The organism is Brachybacterium sp. YJGR34 (assembly GCF_003347015.1).
In the GTDB taxonomy this organism is placed as follows: Bacteria; Actinomycetota; Actinomycetes; order Actinomycetales; family Dermabacteraceae; genus Brachybacterium.
The window spans coordinates 22,702-39,351 of sequence record NZ_PNFB01000020.1; the positions used below are offsets into that span (position 1 = coordinate 22,702).

At 72.7% G+C, this 16,650-nt stretch carries 16 protein-coding genes; 8 read left to right on the forward strand and 8 right to left on the reverse strand.

What is annotated here, in order from left to right; genetic code table 11:
• The first annotated feature begins 10 nt into the window (after positions 1–10).
• Entirely contained in the window at positions 11–1,492 is a 1,482-nt protein-coding gene (locus tag CXH06_RS14820; RefSeq protein ID WP_114855974.1) for an arylsulfatase, read from the forward strand.
• Positions 1,493–1,510: 18 nt separating this feature from the next.
• Here CXH06_RS14820 and CXH06_RS14825 read toward each other — a convergent pair whose 3' ends face one another.
• Complete coding sequence (locus CXH06_RS14825; RefSeq protein ID WP_114855975.1) at positions 1,511–2,821, reverse strand: alpha-L-fucosidase; 1,311 nt, start codon at positions 2,819–2,821, stop codon at positions 1,511–1,513.
• 165 nt (positions 2,822–2,986) lie between these two features.
• Between CXH06_RS14825 and CXH06_RS14830 the strand changes: the two genes are divergently transcribed.
• The 7 genes from CXH06_RS14830 to CXH06_RS14860 all read left to right on the forward strand — a co-directional run bounded on the left by CXH06_RS14830 (position 2,987) and on the right by CXH06_RS14860 (position 10,329).
• Positions 2,987–3,664 carry a DUF624 domain-containing protein gene (locus CXH06_RS14830; protein WP_157975769.1) on the forward strand — a complete coding sequence of 226 codons (678 nt, stop codon included), beginning with the start codon at positions 2,987–2,989 and terminating at the stop codon, positions 3,662–3,664.
• A 109-nt stretch (positions 3,665–3,773) separates the two neighbouring features.
• Positions 3,774–4,523, forward strand: coding sequence for a DUF624 domain-containing protein (locus CXH06_RS14835; RefSeq protein WP_114855976.1), 750 nt, complete (start codon positions 3,774–3,776; stop codon positions 4,521–4,523).
• Between the two features lie 162 nt (positions 4,524–4,685).
• Complete coding sequence (locus CXH06_RS14840; protein ID WP_114855977.1) at positions 4,686–6,170, forward strand: malate:quinone oxidoreductase; 1,485 nt, start codon at positions 4,686–4,688, stop codon at positions 6,168–6,170.
• 91 nt (positions 6,171–6,261) lie between these two features.
• Positions 6,262–7,047 (forward strand): (Fe-S)-binding protein, encoded by a 786-nt coding sequence (locus CXH06_RS14845; RefSeq protein WP_114855978.1) that lies wholly within the window; start codon positions 6,262–6,264, stop codon positions 7,045–7,047.
• Positions 7,044–8,603: a lactate utilization protein B gene (locus CXH06_RS14850; RefSeq protein WP_114855979.1), complete on the forward strand. Its 1,560-nt coding sequence runs from the start codon at positions 7,044–7,046 to the stop codon at positions 8,601–8,603. The genes CXH06_RS14845 and CXH06_RS14850 overlap by 4 nt, the downstream gene beginning before the upstream one ends.
• Positions 8,600–9,367, forward strand: coding sequence for an LUD domain-containing protein (locus tag CXH06_RS14855; protein WP_114855980.1), 768 nt, complete (start codon positions 8,600–8,602; stop codon positions 9,365–9,367). Before CXH06_RS14850 ends, CXH06_RS14855 begins: the two co-directional genes overlap by 4 nt.
• On the forward strand, positions 9,364–10,329 hold the full coding sequence (locus CXH06_RS14860) for an aldose 1-epimerase family protein (RefSeq protein ID WP_114855981.1): 966 nt from the start codon (positions 9,364–9,366) through the stop codon (positions 10,327–10,329). Before CXH06_RS14855 ends, CXH06_RS14860 begins: the two co-directional genes overlap by 4 nt.
• 114 nt (positions 10,330–10,443) lie before the next feature.
• Here the strand turns inward: CXH06_RS14860 and CXH06_RS14865 are convergent, their stop codons facing one another.
• The 7 genes from CXH06_RS14865 to CXH06_RS14895 form a co-directional block, all read right to left on the reverse strand.
• Positions 10,444–10,770, reverse strand: coding sequence for an Lsr2 family protein (locus CXH06_RS14865; RefSeq protein ID WP_114855982.1), 327 nt, complete (start codon positions 10,768–10,770; stop codon positions 10,444–10,446).
• Positions 10,771–10,885: 115 nt separating this feature from the next.
• Positions 10,886–11,068 carry a hypothetical protein gene (locus CXH06_RS14870; RefSeq protein WP_114855983.1) on the reverse strand — a complete coding sequence of 61 codons (183 nt, stop codon included), beginning with the start codon at positions 11,066–11,068 and terminating at the stop codon, positions 10,886–10,888.
• A gap of 1 nt (position 11,069) precedes the next feature.
• Positions 11,070–12,578, reverse strand: a complete 1,509-nt coding sequence (gene lysS, locus CXH06_RS14875; RefSeq protein ID WP_114855984.1) for a lysine--tRNA ligase — start codon at positions 12,576–12,578, stop codon at positions 11,070–11,072.
• A 43-nt stretch (positions 12,579–12,621) separates the two neighbouring features.
• Positions 12,622–13,491 (reverse strand): pantoate--beta-alanine ligase, encoded by an 870-nt coding sequence (gene panC, locus CXH06_RS14880; RefSeq protein ID WP_114855985.1) that lies wholly within the window; start codon positions 13,489–13,491, stop codon positions 12,622–12,624.
• The gene (locus CXH06_RS14885) at positions 13,488–14,390 is read right to left on the reverse strand and encodes a Rossmann-like and DUF2520 domain-containing protein (protein ID WP_114855986.1); all 903 of its coding nucleotides are present in this window, start codon (positions 14,388–14,390) and stop codon (positions 13,488–13,490) included. Before CXH06_RS14885 ends, panC begins: the two co-directional genes overlap by 4 nt.
• Positions 14,387–16,063, reverse strand: a complete 1,677-nt coding sequence (locus tag CXH06_RS14890) for a PH domain-containing protein (RefSeq protein WP_114855987.1) — start codon at positions 16,061–16,063, stop codon at positions 14,387–14,389. Before CXH06_RS14890 ends, CXH06_RS14885 begins: the two co-directional genes overlap by 4 nt.
• The gene (locus CXH06_RS14895) at positions 16,060–16,623 is read right to left on the reverse strand and encodes a PH domain-containing protein (protein WP_232820380.1); all 564 of its coding nucleotides are present in this window, start codon (positions 16,621–16,623) and stop codon (positions 16,060–16,062) included. The genes CXH06_RS14890 and CXH06_RS14895 overlap by 4 nt, the downstream gene beginning before the upstream one ends.
• Positions 16,624–16,650: the final 27 nt, after the last annotated feature.

Here is a 16,650-nt window from a genome sequence, read left to right on the forward strand (position 1 = left end):
GAACCACACCATGACGGAGAAGCGACCGAATGTCGTCCTGATCATCGCCGACGACCTGGGATGGGGGGATCTCGGCTGCAACGGGGCGACGCTCATCCCGACGCCGCACACCGACCGCATCGCGCGGGAGGGCCTGACCGCCGGCGACGCGCATTCCGCGTCCTCGGTCTGCACGCCGAGCCGGTACGCGCTGCTCACCGGGCGCTATGCGTGGCGGAGCCCGATGAAGTCCGGGGTGCTGCTCGGCCACGGCGCACCGCTCATCGAGCCCGGCCGGCCGACCATCGCGTCGGTCCTGTCCGCGGCGGGATACGCCACCGGCGCCTTCGGGAAATGGCACCTCGGTCTGGACTGGGCGAGGAAGGATCCTCGGGACGTCGAGCCGCTCGACGAGCAGGCGCACGGGATCGACGGGTCGGGAGGAGCGGCGCTGTCCCTGGGCGAGATCCGCGACATCGGGAACGACATCGACTACTCCCTGCCCTTCCGGGGCGGACCCGTGGACCTCGGGTTCGATCGCTTCTTCGGGATCTCGGCCTCCCTGGACATGGCGCCCTACTGCGTCCTCGACCAGGATCGAGCGCTCGAGCTGCCGGATCGGCCCAAGCGGCGGCTGCCCGGGCAGAGGCCGGGCTTCCAGACCCCGGGCTGGGAGGACGACCAGGTGGATCTCCGCTGCGCCCGGGAGGCGGCGGACTGGATGACCGAGCAGGCGGGAACCGGATCGCCGTTCTTCCTGTACCTGGCGACCACCTGCCCCCACCGTCCCTGCGTCCCCCCGGAGCATGTCCGCGGTCGCACGGGGATCGGTGCCCGGGCCGACCATGTCTGCCTGTTCGACGAGATCGTGGGCCAGATCGACGAGGCCCTGCAGGCGGCGGGAGCGGCGGACGACACGCTCCTCATCGTCACCAGCGACAACGGTGCGCCCACCGGGTTCCCCGAGGACGGGGACGTCGTCACCCATCGCCCCAACGGGCCGTACCGGGGCCAGAAGGCGGACATCTGGGAGGGCGGCCACCGCGAGCCGCTCCTGGTCCGGTGGCCGGGTCGCGTCCCTCCGGGGGCCGGCACGGATCAGCTCATCGGGCTGAACGACCTCTTCTCCACCATCGCCTCCGCCGCCGGTGCGCTGATCCCGCGAGGAGCCGCGGAGGACTCCGTCGACCAGCTGGCAGCCATCACCGGGGAGCCGCCGTCGGAGCGCCCTGCGCTCGTCCACCACTCGTTCTCCGGCGTCTTCGCCGTGCGGATGGGCTCGTGGAAGGTCGAGTTCGGCACCGGCTCCGGCGGAGGCTTCAGCCGACCTCCGGGGCGGGTCTTCGATCGCGATCACCCCGAGGGCCAGCTCTATCACCTCGGGGCCGATCCCGGAGAGACCATGAACCTCTGGGACGAGCGTCCCGACATCGTCGCCGAGGCCTACGACGTGCTCCGCGGCATCGTGCGGGATCCGGAGCACGGACTGGACCTCGAGGTGCCGCTGCGGTGACGGGTCCGGCGGCGGCACTCAGTCGATCGGCGCCTCGGTCGGGGCCCGGAAGTCCTCGGGCAGCGCCGGGACGGGAGCGCCGGTGGCGTCGTGGACCTGCACGGCGGTGAGCGCGGCGCCCTCGCCCTCGACCTCGACGATCACCGCGGCGGCCTCCACCGCGGCCGGCAGGCGGTGGAGGCGGCGGACGCCGATCGTCCCGCCCTCGGCCAGCACCGATCCGTCGGAGTCCAGCACACGATGGCTGCGCACACGCTGCCCGGCGGTGATGTCCTCGGCGATCTCGACGTGGTCGAAGAGCGCGACGCCGGGCAGATGCGCCCGGACCCGGCCGCCCGACGGCGTCATCGTGCTCTCGAGGCGCGCCGCGACGGGCCGGCCGAAGCGGGCGTCCAGGGCCGCGCGGAACTCGACGAGCCGCGCCGCGTCGTCCTCGCCGATCCGACCTTCGCGGTTCGGCGGCACGTTCAGCAGCAGGTTCGCCCCGAGCCCCAGGGAGCGGTCATGGATCTCCAGCAGGTGGGGGACGGACTTCGGCTCCTCCCCCTCCTGCCAGAACCAGCCGCGTCGCAGCGAGACGTCGCACTCGGGCGGCAGATAGCGGGCCTCGCCGAGCTCGACCACGTCGGGGTCGTAGTTGTTGAGGTCCGTGGAGCGGGTGACGTAATCGCAGGGATCCGCGGCGAGGCCGTCCTCGTTGCCGACCCAGCGGATCGTCGCGGGCCCCATGTTGAAGACCATGGCGCCCGGCTGCAGCTCGGCGATGAGGGCGCCGATGCGGTCCCAGGCGTACTCCCGCCCGGCGGAGCCGGCACCGTCGAACCACAGCTCGAACAGCTCCCCGTAGTTCGTGCACAGCTCGCGCAGCTGGGCGAGGTAGAACTCGTCGTAGACCGCGGGGTCCTCGTACTGCGGCGCATTGCGGTCCCAGGGGGAGAGATAGAGCCCCAGCTTCATGCCGTGGCGCCGGCACGCCGCGGCGAGGTCGCCGACCACGTCCCCCTGCCCGCCCTTCCACGGCGAGGAGGCGACGGAGTAGGTGGTGGTCGCCGTCGGCCACAGGCAGAAGCCGTCGTGGTGCTTGGCGGTCAGCACGACGTACTTCGCCCCCAGGTCCCGGGCGGTGCGCACCCACTGGTCGGTGTCGAGGTCGGAGGGGTCGAAGAGGTGCGCGGGGACGGTGCCGTCGCTCCACTCCTTGCCCGCGAAGGTGTTGATCCCGACATGGAAGAAGACCCCGAGGCCGTCCCGCTGCCACTGCAGCTGCTCCGGCGTGGGGGCGATCAGGGGCTCGGCGGCGGACGGAGTGTCGGCGGAGGTGGTGACCATGCCGGAAGTCAATCAGACATCGGTCCTCTCCCGAGGGATCGACGCGCCCCGGCGTCTCCCACCTGGCCCGAACTCACGCGTCGAGGGGCCGGCCCCGGCAAGACGTCGGGCCTCTGATGGTGTCCTCGAGCGGACCGGCCCGCGAGGGAGGCTACCCTCGGGAAGGTGAACGCCTCTCGCTCGCCCTCCGGTCCCGCGCAGGTCCCCTCCTGGGTGCTGCGCGGCAACGAGATGATCGAGCGCGTCGTCCTCGTGCTGCGGATCAACCTGGTGTGGATCGCCCTGACCCTGCTGGGACTGGTCGTCCTGGGCGTCGCGCCGGCCAGCGTCGCCGCGGCCGATGCCCTGCTGGCCGCCCGCGAGGGCCGACGGGTCCGCGTGCTGGCGTCGATGTGGTCCACCTACCGCCGCCAGCTGGCGCCCGCGACGATCCGCGTGCTGCCCCTGATGGCGGTCCAGGCGGGCGCGACCTCGATGCTGTGGCTGGTCATCGGGGGCGCCGTCCCCTCGGCACCCCTGGCCGTGGCGCTGGGGACGGTGGCGGCGATCAGCGGCGCCTGGGCCACCGTGAGCGCCGCCGCGATCGTGGCCACGCCGCGGCTGCGCCGTCAGGACGTGCTGGTCACCTGGCGCCTGGCGCTGCTCCTGCCCGGCGTGCTCCCGGCGCGGGCGGTGGGCCTGCTGCTGGGACTGCTGGTGTGGGCGATGCTGTGCGCCCTGCTGTGGCCCCTGGCGATCCTGGTCGGGGCGGCCGCGGCGATCGACCTCGCGACGGGCCTGCTGACCCGCCGCATCGAGCACCTCCTGCAGGAGATCGACGCCGCCGGGCAGGAGCGCCCCTGAGGGCGGGGACGGAGCAGGGCGTCGCCGTCGGCCCCGTCGCGCCGGCGCATCTGCGCCGCCCCCGCGGACTCCCCGGCGCCCCGCGGACCCGGATGGGTACCGTGGCGGCATGGACGAGACCGTGACGGCGAGGACGCCGCCCACCTCCCGCAGCACCGACCACTCCGCGCAGGCCCCGCGGCGGGGCCGGGGCATCCGGGAGCCTGATCAGCCCGCGGCGTGGTCGACCCGTCTCTCCGAGGCCGTGGACACGCTCTGGCTGGCGCTCCGCATCAACCTGGTCTGGATCCTGCTGACCCTGCTGGGCCTGGTGGTCCTCGGAGCGGCGCCGGCGACGGCGGCCGCCGCCGGGGCCTTCCGCGCTGCCCGGCACGGCGTCCCGGTGCGCGTGCTGCCGACGATGTGGGCGAGCTTCCGCGCCGAGCTGCTCGGCGCGAACCTGCGGATGCTGCCGCTGCTGGTGGTGCAGGCCGGATCCCTGGCGATGGTGTGGATGATCGCCGCCGGCGCGGTCGATCACCCCCTGGCCACCGCGGCACTGGGCACCCTGGCGGCGGTGGCCGCGGGCTGGGCGACCGTCGGGCTCGGGATGATCGCCGTCGTGCCCCGCGTGCGGGACCAGGAGCTCCTGGTGACCTGGCGGCTCGCCCTGATGCTCCCCGCCGCCCTGCCGCTGCGCTCGCTGTCCGCGGTGGCGCTGCTCCTGGCCTGGGTGCTCCTGTGCTCCCTGCTGTGGCCGCTGGCCCTGCTGGTCGGTGCCGCGACCGCGATCGGCCTGACCGGAGCGCTGCTGGTGCGTCGGACGGAGCTGCTGCTCGAGGACGTGAAGCGGAGGCAGGACACCACGACGGCGCGGTGACCGCCGGGTCGCGGCGGGGATCCGCGCCGTGCACCTGCCCGCGGTGGAGGCGGCGACGCCCTCCCCGGGAAGGGCGATAGTCTGGAGGCACGGCCGCCCGGCGTCGCGCGAGGTTCCGCGCGTCGGCCCGCGGCCGCCCCGTGCACGCTGGAATGGAGAGACATGGCAGACCTGGACGTGACCCGCGCCGATGCGGTGCTGATCGGCGGCGGCATCGCCAGCGCGACCCTCGCCGCGATGCTCACCGAGCTCGAGCCGAGCTGGGACATCGTGGTCCTCGAACGGCTCGATGCGCTGGGTGCGGAGTCCAGCGACGCCTGGAACAACGCCGGCACCGGCCACAGCGCCCTGTGCGAGCTGAACTACACCCCGCAGGACGTGGACGGGTCGGTGAGCCCCGCCAAGGCGATCTCGATCAACGAGCAGTTCCAGGTCTCCCGCCAGTTCTGGGCCCATCTGGTCGAGAACGACCGCATCGGCGACCCCTCCACCTTCATCCACTCCGTGCCCCACATGAGCTTCGTGCACGGCGCCGACAACGCCGACTACCTGCGCCGCCGCCACGAAGCGCTCGCCGCGAGCCCCCTGTTCGACCGCATGGAGTTCACCACCGACCACTCCCGCCTGGCGGACTGGGCTCCGCTGGTCGCCGAGGGCCGCCCGGTCACCGAGACCATCGCCGCCACCCGCTCCCCCGACGGCACCGACGTCGACTTCGGCGCGCTGACCCGACAGATGCTCGCCTTCGCCGAGCACGGCAGCACCGAGGTCGCCACCTCCTCCGAGGTCATCGACCTGCGCCGGATGGGCACGGACTGGGGGGTGATGGTCCGCTCCACCCAGGACGGCACGCTGCGCGTGGTGCGCGCCCCGTTCGTCTTCGTCGGCGCCGGCGGCTACTCGCTGCCGCTGCTGCAGAAGTCCGGGATCGAGGAGATCCGCGGCTTCGGCGGGTTCCCGATCTCCGGGCAGTGGCTGCGCTGCACCGACCCCGGGATCATCGCGCGCCACGACGCGAAGGTCTACGGCAAGGCCGCCGTGGGCGCCCCGCCGATGAGCGTCCCCCACCTGGACACCCGGTTCGTCGACGGGCAGCGCTCGCTGATGTTCGGCCCCTATGCCGGGTGGTCGCCGAAGTTCCTCAAGACCGGCCGCTACACCGACCTGCTGCAGTCGATGAAGCCCTCGAACATCACCCAGATGATGGCGGTGGCCCCGCCCAACCTCGACCTCATGGTCTACCTCGTCTCCCAGCTCGCCGCGAGTCCCGCACAGCGCTTCGAGGCGCTGCGCGAGTACATGCCCGAGGCCCGCGCGGACGACTGGGAGGAGATCACGGCCGGCCAGCGGGTGCAGGTGATCGCCCCGGACCGCGGCCGGCACGGCGTGCTGCAGTTCGGCACTCAGCTGATCACCGCGGCCGACGGCTCCATCGGCGGCATGCTGGGCGCCTCCCCGGGCGCCTCGACCGCGACCAGCATCATGCTCTCGATGCTCGAGACGATGTTCCCCCAGCGCATCGACGCCTGGCGGCCGCACCTGCTGAAGATGGTGCCGAGCTGGGGTCGCTCGCTGGCCACGGACGCCGACGAGGCCCATCGCACTCTCCAGCGCACCGCCGACGCGCTCGGCCTGCAGCACACCTGAGCCGGCGCAGCCCTCCGGCGCCGCCGTCCGGCGCGGACGGCATCCGGCGCCCCTGCCCGCAGCCCCGCACGATGAGGAAGAAGGACCGCTGATGCGCATCTCGCTGATGACCACCTGTCTGGTGGACGTGATGGCCCCGGACGTCGCCCGGGCGACGGTCACCCTGCTGGAGCGCCTCGGGCACGAGGTGGTCTTCGACAAGCGGCAGACCTGCTGCGGGCAGATGCACACCAACTCCGGGTACTACACCGAGGCCGCGCCGATCGTGCGCAGCTTCGTGGACACCTTCTCCTCGCAGCTCGACACCGTCGACGCGATCGTCATGCCCTCCGGGTCCTGCACCGGCTGCGTGCGCGATCAGCACGAGCTGGTGGCCCGCCACGAGGGAGACACCTCCCTCGAGGAGCGCAGCAGGGAGGTCGCGGCGAAGACCTACGAGCTGTCGGAGCTGCTGGTGGACGTGCTGAAGGTGACCGATGTGGGCGCCTACTTCCCGCATTCGGTGACCTACCACCCCACCTGCCACTCGATGCGGTTCCTCAAGGTGGGCCCGCGCCCGGTGAAGCTGCTGCGCGCGGTGGAGGGCATCGAGGTCAGGAACCTCCCGGAGTCCGACTCCTGCTGCGGGTTCGGCGGCACCTTCTCCGTGAAGAACGATGCCACCTCCGACGCGATGGTCACCGACAAGGCGGAGAACGTGGTGCGCAGCGGCGCCGAGTTCGTCGTGGCCGGCGACGCCTCGTGCCTGATGAACATCGGCGGCAAGCTCCGCCGCACCGGTGCCGCACCGCAGTCGGTCCACCTCGCACAGATCCTCGCCTCGACCCGCGAGGACCCCTTCGTCCCGTCCGAGACCATCCTGGGGAGGACCTCATGACCACCGTGAATCTGGGCATCCCGTCGGTCCGACCGCAGCACGCCTCCCCCTCCTCGCACCTGCGCGGGACGCGGGGGTTCCCGGCGGCCGCCCGCGAGGAGCTCGGCGACGAGACCCTGCGCGGGAACCTGCGCCATGCCACCTCCACCATCCAGTCCAAGCGCGCCTCCGTGGTGCGCGAGGTGCGGGACTGGCAGAAGCTCCGCAATGCCGGAAGCGCCCTGAAGTGGCAGGTCACCGACCATCTCCCGGAGCTGCTCGAGCAGCTCGAGGAGTCCGTGACGGCCGCGGGCGGTGTGGTCCACTGGGCGCGCGACGCCGAGGAGGCCGGGGAGATCGTCACCCGCCTCGCCCTCGAGCGCGGTGCGGAGGAGGTCCTCAAGGTCAAGTCGATGGCCACCCAGGAGATCGGCCTCAACGAGACGCTCGCCCATGCCGGCATCCGCGCCATCGAGTCCGATCTCGCCGAGCTCATCGTGCAGCTCGCCGATGACACCCCGAGCCACATCCTGGTCCCGGCGATCCACCGCAACCGCGCCGAGATCCGCGAGATCTTCCTGGAGGCGATGCCGGACCTGGATCCCTCCATCACCGACGAGCCGGCCGAGCTGGCCGAGGCCGCGCGGCGCTTCCTGCGCGAGAAGTTCCTGGACATGCCGGGGTCGGTGGCGATCTCCGGGGCGAACTTCGCCGTCGCGGACACCGGCACCCTGGTGGTCGTCGAATCCGAGGGCAACGGGCGCATGTGCCTCACCCTCCCCCGGACGCTGATCTCCGTGGTGGGCATCGAGAAGATCGTGCCCAGCTTCCAGGACCTCGAGGTCTTCCTCCAGCTGCTGCCCCGCTCCTCCACCGGCGAGCGGATGAACCCGTACACGACCCTGTTCACCGGGGTCCACGAGGGCGACGGCCCCGAGGAGTTCCACCTGGTGCTCCTGGACAACGGCCGCTCCGCGGTGCTCGAGGACCCGGAGGGACGCAGCGCGCTGCACTGCATCCGCTGCTCGGCCTGCCTCAACGTGTGCCCCGTCTACCAGCGCTCGGGCGGTCACGCCTACGGCTCCACCTATCCCGGGCCGATCGGCGCGATCCTCTCCCCGCAGATGACGGGCATGAGCGGCACCGACGACCCGAACTCCACCCTCCCCTACGCCTCGAGCCTCTGCGGTGCCTGCTACGACGTGTGCCCCGTGAAGATCGACATCCCCTCGGTGCTGGTGCACCTGCGGGAGAAGGACGTGGACCGTCGGCGCGAGACCCGCGGCGACTTCCACGGCACCTGGGACGTGGCCCTGCAGGGCGCCAGCAAGCTCATGAGCTCCCCGCGCGCCTACGACCTCGCGGTCCGCTCGGCGGGCCCGCTGTCCTCGGTGCTGGGTGGCACGAACATCGGCAAGCTGCCCGGGATCCTCCCCCTGATCCCGGGATGGACCGATCATCGTGACCTGCCCAAGCCCGGCACCTCGTTCCGCTCCTGGTGGGATGCGCGCGAGAAGGAGCGGGCCTCCGCCCCGGAGCCCGCCCAGGCCCCGACCGAGGACGAGGAGCAGGCGTGAACGAGTGGACCCAGGAGCGCCCGGTGCGGACCCCCGGACTCAGCGCGAAGGAGGAGATCCTCGCGCGGGTGCGGTCCGCGCTGGCGACGCCGCGTCGCGACGAGATCACCGAGGCGCAGGACGTCCCCCGCGACTACCAGCGCGCCGACGACAAGCAGGAGCAGCGGACCGCCCCCGAGAAGATGCGCGACGTGCTCGTCCAGCGGCTCGAGGACTACACCGCGATCGTCCACCGCACCACCGCCGCCGAGGCCCCGGCGATCATCGCCGCGGCTCTCGGTGAGGCCCGCGGCGTGGTCGTTCCCTCCCAGCTGCCGGAGGACTGGACCTCCGCGGTGGACGCGGAGCTGCTCGTCGACGACGGCAGCGCCTCCCCGCACCGGCTCGATGCGCTCGACGCGGTCCTCACCGGCTGCCACACCGCGATCGCGATCACCGGCACCATCGTCCTGCGCGGCGACGGTCGCAGCGGGCGCCGCGCCATCTCGCTGGTGCCCGATCACCACGTGATCGTGGTCGAGGCGGAGCAGGTCGTGCTCGGCGTCCCCAAGGGGATCGAGCGCATGGCCGAGGATCCCACCGCCGCCTGGACCATGATCTCGGGACCGAGCGCGACCAGCGACATCGAGCTCAGCCGGGTGGAGGGAGTCCATGGCCCCCGTCGCCTCGAGGTCGTGCTCATCGAGCCGGAGCCCGAGCCCGATCCGGCCCCGGAGGCCGCCACCGATCCCGCATCCGCATCGACGAAGGAGAGCACCGCATGAGCGCACCGCAGACCACCGAGGGGACCGGGTCCCCGGAGGCCGGCACGGCCGGCGACCGGGGGACCCGGTTCGTCCTGTCCGCCGGGACCTACCGTGCGGAGATCTCCTCCGTGGGGGCGATCCTCGAGTCGCTGACCGTGGACGGGCGGGACCTGGTGGTCCGCAACCCCGAGAGCGGGCCGATGCAGTTCTACCGCGGCGCCGTCGTCGCGCCCTGGCCCAACCGCATCGGGGACGGCGCCTATTCCTGGGACGGCCGGCAGATCCAGGCCGCGCTGACCGAGCCGGAGCGGGGCAATGCGCTGCACGGCCTGGTCTCCTTCATGCCCTTCGCCGCGGTGACCGTGGCCCCGCACGAGGTCGTGCTGCGCACCGAGCTGTTCCCCTCCGCGGGCTACCCCTTCCACCTGCTGCTGACCGTGCACCACGCGCTCGATGCCGAGGCCGGGCTGACCACCACCGTCACCGCCCGCAACATCGGCGCCCAGGACGCCCCCTACGGCGTCTGCCCGCACCCTTACCTGGTGGCCGGCCCCGAGCCCCTGGACGAGTGGTCGCTGCGGATGGCGGCCGGCACCGTGGTCACCGTCACCGAGGACCGCCTGCTGCCCACGGGGACCGCCGAGGTCGCCCCCGGCAGCGACTTCGACTTCGCCGCGGCGCGGGAGATCGGGGAGCTGTTCATCGACCACGCCTTCACCGACCTCGCGCGGGACGCGCAGGGGCGGATGGACATCACCGTCACCGCGCCCGGCGGCACCGGGGTGCGGATCACGGCCGGGCCCGAGTGCCCCTGGCTGCAGGTGCACACCGGCGACCGTCCGGAGTCGGAGGACCACCGGCTGGGCCTCGCCGTCGAGCCGATGACCTGCCCGCCGGACGCCTTCCGCAGCGGCACCGACGTGGTGCGCCTGGCCCCGGATGCGGAGCACTCCGCGGCCTGGACGATCAGCGGCTGGTGACCCTGCCGCCGGGCCACCCGGCCGGAGCATGCACGACGCCCGTCACCGTGTCGGTGACGGGCGTCGTGCCGTGACGGGAGCGACCCGGGCGCCACGGCGCCGGGGCCGCCGGCCTCACTGGTCGTGGGCCTCTTCGTACGCCTTGCGCAGGGTCGCCGAGATGCGGCCGCGATCGGGGACCTCGTAACCGGCCTCGCGGGCCCACTGGCGGATCTGCGCGGAGTCGTTGGACCGGTTGCGGGACGCCCCGCCGCGGCTGCGACGACCGCCCACGCGGCGGCTCTTCTGCACCCAGACGCCGAGCTCCTCGCGGAACGTCTCCGCGTTCTCCGCGGACAGGTCGATCTCATAGGCGACGCCGTCCAGGGCGAAGCTCACGGTCTCGGCGGCCTTGTCGCCGCTGATGTCGTCGATGAGCTCCACGTACGTCTTCCGTGCCATCGGGGTACTCCCTCGTCGTGTAGGTGTTTCCTCCGTGATCACACGAGGTGTCACGATCGAGCACCAGTATCATGCCCGTGCTCGAGCATATCAATATCGCCCTGTGAATTAATGGTCACGCGACATGATTCTGTTCGTCCCCGTCATGGCTCTCCCGGTATTCCCGTTCCGCCTCGCGTTCCGCCCGGCGTTCCGAACGATCCGCGCGCAGGAGGGCGCGGAGGGCGAACCAGAAGATCAGCCCCACCCCGATGGACGGCAGCAGCGCCCCGGCCTCGAACAGGAATCCGGAATCCATCTCAGGCCCCCGGCTTCACGAGCGGGAAGAGGATGGTCTCGCGGATGCCGAGCCCGGTCAGCGCCATGAGCAGACGGTCGACGCCCATGCCCATGCCCCCCGTCGGCGGCAGCGCGTACTCCATGGCCTCGAGGAAGTCCTCGTCCAGGAGCATCGCCTCGTCATCGCCCTGCGCCGCGAGGCGCGCCTGCTGGGCGAAGCGCTCGCGCTGGATCACGGGATCGACGAGCTCGGAATAGCCGGTCCCGAGCTCGAAGCCCCGCACGTACAGGTCCCACTTCTCGACCACGCCGGGCGTGTCGCGGTGCTCGCGCACCAGCGGGCTGGTCTCCACCGGGAAGTCCATCACGAAGGTGGGCTCGTGGAGATGATCGCCGACGCGGTGCTCGAAGAGCTCCTCGACGAGCTTGCCGTGACCGAACTTCGGGTGCTCGAGGTCCAGGTCGAGCGATCGGGCGATCTCCCGCAGGCGCTCCGGGCCGGTCTCCGGCGTGATCTCCTCGCCGAGGGATTCCGAGAGCGAACCGTAGACGGTGATCCGTGTCCATTCCCCGGAGAAGTCGTACTGGGAGCCGTCGGCGAGCGTGACGACCTGCGAACCGGTCGCGTGCTCCGCCGCCTCCTGGATCAGCGACTGCGTGAGCGCGCCGATGGTGTGGTAATCCCCGTATGCCTGGTAGGCCTCGAGCATCGCGAACTCGGGAGAATGCGTGGAGTCCGCCCCCTCGTTGCGGAAGTTCCGATTGATCTCGAACACCTTCTCGAGACCTCCCACCGCGGCGCGCTTGAGGAACAGCTCGGGCGCGATCCGCAGGTAGAGATCGAGATCGAAGGCGTTCATATGCGTCACGAAGGGCCGGGCGGCCGCCCCGGAGGGGATGACCTGGAGCATCGGCGTCTCGACCTCCACGAACTCCCGCTCGCGGAAGGAGGTGCGCAGCGAGTGCATCACCTCGGCGCGGCGGCGCACGGTGTCGCGGGCCTCCTGGCGGACGATGAGGTCCACGTAGCGGCGGCGGACCCGGGACTCCTCGGAGAGGTCGGCGTGGAGCACGGGCAGGGGGCGCACCGCCTTGGCGGCCATCTGCCAGGTGTCGGCGAAGACGCTCAGCTCACCGCGGCGGGAGGCCCCCACGCGGCCGTGGAAGAAGACGTGGTCGCCGAGGTCGACATCGGCCTTGAGGTCCGCGAGGCGCTCCGGCCCGATCACGGCCTGGGAGGCCATGATCTGCAGGCGCTCCCCCGCACCGTCCTGCAGCGTGATGAAGGCCAGCTTGCCGGTGCTGCGCTGGAACACGACGCGGCCGGCCACGCCCACCTCGTCCTCGGTCTCCTGACCGGCCTCGAGGTGTCCGTAGCGGGCGCGCACCTCGGAGATCTCGGCGGTCACCGGCACGGAGACGGGGTAGGCCTCCTCGCCGCGCTCCAGGAGGCGCTCCCGCTTGGACTTGCGGATCGCGACCTGTTCCGAGGCGTCCGTCAGGTCGGGGGCAGGGGGATCTACGCTCATGCGGGCGATTCTCTCATCACTGCACCGGGGAGGTCCCGCGAGATCAGGGAGCTGTCGCCACCGTCACGGCCGCATCGAGCAGCCGGGTGCCCTCGACCCTCCCGGCGAGCGCCACGAGCACCTCCCCGCGATGGTCGGAGGTGATCTCCTCGAGCGTGGCCGGGTCCAGGGCGAGCGCATAGGCCCAGTCGATCTCGCCACGGTCCACGGCACGGGCGAGGGCACCGCGGATCCCGGAGACCGAGGGGGCGGCGCCGATCGCCTCGGCGAGGGTGCGCGAGAGCGCGAGGGCCTGCTCGCGACCGGCTGCGCTGAGGTACGCGTTGCGGCTCGAGCGGGCCAGCCCCGTCACCTCGCGCTCGATCTCGATCGGCTCGATCCGCACCGGGAGGTCGAGGTCCGCCACGAGGCGCTGGATGATCGCGAGCTGCTGGGCGTCCTTGCGCCCGAACACGCTGAGATGGGGCTCGGTGAGGTGCAGCAGCTTCGCGACGACGGTCACCACGCCGTCGAAGTGCCCGGGCCGTGCGGCCCCCTCGAGGATGGTGCCGGCGCGGCCCGCGCTGAGCGAGACCGTCGGCGGCAGCACCGGGTACATCTCCCGAACCGAGGGGGCGAAGACCAGGTCCACCAGGCCGTCCACGAGCGCTAGATCCGCCTCGAGGTCGCGCGGGTAGGCCTCGTAGTCCTCGCCGGGGCCGAACTGGAGGGGGTTGACGAAGTCGGTGAGGATCACGTGATCGGCGAGCTCGCGGGCACGCGCCACCAGAGCCAGGTGCCCGTCGTGCAGCGAGCCCATGGTCAGGACCGCGGCGACCGTGCCCTCCATCGCGGCGCGCCGGGAGCGCAGCTCGGCCTTGGTGGTGACCAGCTCGGTGGCGGTCTCCGGACCGGCGACCTTCTCCTGCATCATGCGTCCTCCGTGGGCGGGTGGTCCTCGAGCAGCTCCCGGATCCGGTCCCGGGCGTCCTGGGGAAGTCTGGCACGGCGCAGCGCCGCGAGCGCGAGGTGGCGGTAGGTCTCCGCGACATCGCCGGCCTCGCCCGGGGCGCCGGTGGCGTCGAGATCGTCCAGCGCCTCGAGGTGCCCGGCCACGGTGCCCGCGTCGCCGCGCACCACCGGACCGGTCAGCGCGCTCGCCCCGCGGCGCAGCGATTCCTCGAGCGCGGCCTCGAGCAGGGGGCGCAGGGTGGCGCCGGGGTCCTCGATGCCGAGCCGGCGCAGCGCCTCCCGGGACTGATCCACGAGGACCACGAGGTGGTTCGCGGCGTGGGCGAGGGCTGCGTGGTAGAGGGGGCGGTCGCCCTCGGCGAGCACCACCGTCTCTCCCCCGAGCTCGACCACCAGCGCCGCGGCGATCGGCAGGAGATCGGGCGCGGCGGTGACCGCCATCGGGCAGCCGACCAGGCGCGCCAGGTCGGTGGAGGTCCCGGTGAAGGTCATCGCGGGGTGGAGGGCGAGGGTCGCGCTGCCCACCTCGGCCAGCGGGGCGAGCACCTCGGTGCCGTAGCGGCCCGAGGTGTGCACCACCAGCTGGCCGCCGGGGACCAGACCGCTGGCGGCGATGCCGGCGGCCAGCGGGCCCAGCTGGTCGTCGGGCACGGCGAGCAGCAGCATCTCGCTGCGCTCGATGATCGCCGGGACGTCGAGCAGCGGCACCCCGGGCAGGAGCTCCGCCGCCCGCTCCCGGGAGGCGTCGGAGACGGCGTAGGCGCCGGTGACCGCGTGGCCCTCGGCGCGCAGCGCGGAGCCGAGGACCGCGCCCACCCGGCCCGCACCGATCACGCCGATGCCGAGGCGCGGTGGGGTCATCGCCGCTCCTCCTCGTCCGGCGGCGCCGTCTCCGGGGCGCCCTGGACCGGCGGCGGAGCCGGGCGCCCCGCCGCGGGGCTCAGCACGGGCCGCGGCCACCGCTCCTGGTCGCGATAGCGCCGCAGGGTGGCGGCGTCCCGGGTGAGCACGGCGTGCAGGCGCAGGACGTCCTCGCGCGCCAGATCGTCGAGGTTCAGCGAGTGCCCTGCGACGTCGATGGTCAGGTCGAGCACCCCGAGGCGCCGGGCGAGCGGCCCGTCCCCGACGCGGAGCTGCTGGAGGCGCTCGCGCGGGATCACCTCGACGGAGCGGGTGAGCACACCGCGCCGGACGACCAGGGCGCCGGGCAGGAGCACGCTGACCCGGGTGCGGCGGGAGATCCAGAAGAGGCCGACGGAGGTGCGCAGCCCCTCGATCTCCCGCGCCGGCGCGGTCAGCAGGTGCTCGAGGGTCGCGAGGTCGTCGGCGGTGCCCAGAGGAGCGGCGAGATGGCCGAGGGTGGCGCGCAGCTCCTCCCGCGTGCCGACGGGCAGGACGCTCTCGGCCCCGTTCTCGTCGTCGTCCTCGATGCCGGCGACGGTGGCGGTGACGGCGGTCCAGCCCGGGCCCCGCCACAGCAGCGGCCGGCGCAGCGCGATGCGCTGGATGCGGCCGGAGGCGATGTTGTCAGTGCGGGTGTTGGCCAGGCCGCGCCGCATCCGCAGCCCGCGATCGGTGATGCGGGAGAGGAAGCCCCAGCCGGACTCGATGCGCCCGAAGACGTACCGGGGCACCGCGATGAGCGTGGGCAGCAGGGCGATGATCATCGCGATCGAGAAGCCCTCCTGCCAGAATCCCAGCGCGATCGCGACCGCCACCCCGACGATGCTCATGACGATCCCGGCCAGGAAGCCGAGGTCGCGCAGGAGCGAGCGCACCAGGCGCCCGGTGGGGATCTGCGCGATCAGCTCGCCGTCGGTGACCCCGTCGTAGAGCAGCCGGTCGCGGGCGGAGACGGCACCGTCGCCGCCGTCGCGGGCGGGCTCCTCCCCCGTGCCGGGGACGGACGACGCGGTGACGGATCCGGACGCCGCGCCCGGAGCGCCGCCGTCCCTGCGCTCCTCCTCCGGGGTGCGGGTGCGGGCCGCGACCCCGAGGATGCCGCGGCGCAGCTCCTCGGCGTCGGCCGAGCGCACATACTCGATGTCCAGGTAGGACTCGCCGCCGCCGGCGACCTCGATGCGCACCTTCGCCAGTCCCAGCAGCCGCGCCAGCAGCGGCCGCTCCACGGAGACCGATTCGATGCGGGCCCGCGGGGCGTACTCCCGTGTCCGGCTGAGCATCCCCTTGTGCAGGGAGACGCCGCCCTCGTCGACCGCGTAGGTGGTGAACCACCAGGACAGCGCCGCGAAGAGGACGGACACGAGCACCGCGGCCGCGATCACCCCGAGCCCGATGAGCGCGCGGGTGATCGTGAAGTCGTTCGCCAGGCGGGCGATGTTCTGCGCGGTCAGCACCGCGATGATGCCGATGACGATCTTCCACCCGGTCACCAGCGGGGTGATGGGATGGGTGCGCCGGCGCTCGGCCGCGGGATCGGGCCCGGCGGCGGTGGCCGGGGCGGAGGCCGGGGCGGAGGCCGGGTCCGGGTGCCCGTCGGGAGGCGGGGGAAGCGGCTGCTCGGGGCTGCTCACAGCGCCGCCATGGTCGAGATCCCGCGGTCGGTCAGCAGCGTGCGCAGCCGCTCCGCCTCCTCCTTCGGCAGCCCGGGCAGCGTCACGGTGGATCCGCCCGCCGCGGTGCTCACCGACAGCTGCGCGAGGCCGTAGCGGCGGTCCACGGGCCCCTCGTCGATCTTCACGGACTGGACCCGGCCGTAGGGGATCGAGCTCACCGTGCGGAACATGATGCCGCTGGCGATCGTGAGCTCGTCCTCGCCGTCGTGATAGCCGATGGCGCGCACACGACGCGGGGTGAGGGCGAGGCTCTGGACGATCAGCGCCACCGGGAGCAGCGCGAGCAGGCCGAGCCACCACCATCCGGTGAGGACCGCCCCCACGATCGCGCCGGCGATCGCGATCAGCCCGAGCGCGTAGCCGACGGTGGCCGCGAGATAGCGCGCGGGGACGAGCTTCGGCGAGACCGGGCGCAGCGCGTCCTGGCCCAGCAGGCCTCCCGGGACGTCGGACAGCACGGGCCGCGGGGGCTCGGACGCGGCCGTGCCGGGTTCGTGGGGATCAGGTGCTGAGGTCATGGGACCCATCGTGTCATCCTCGTCCTT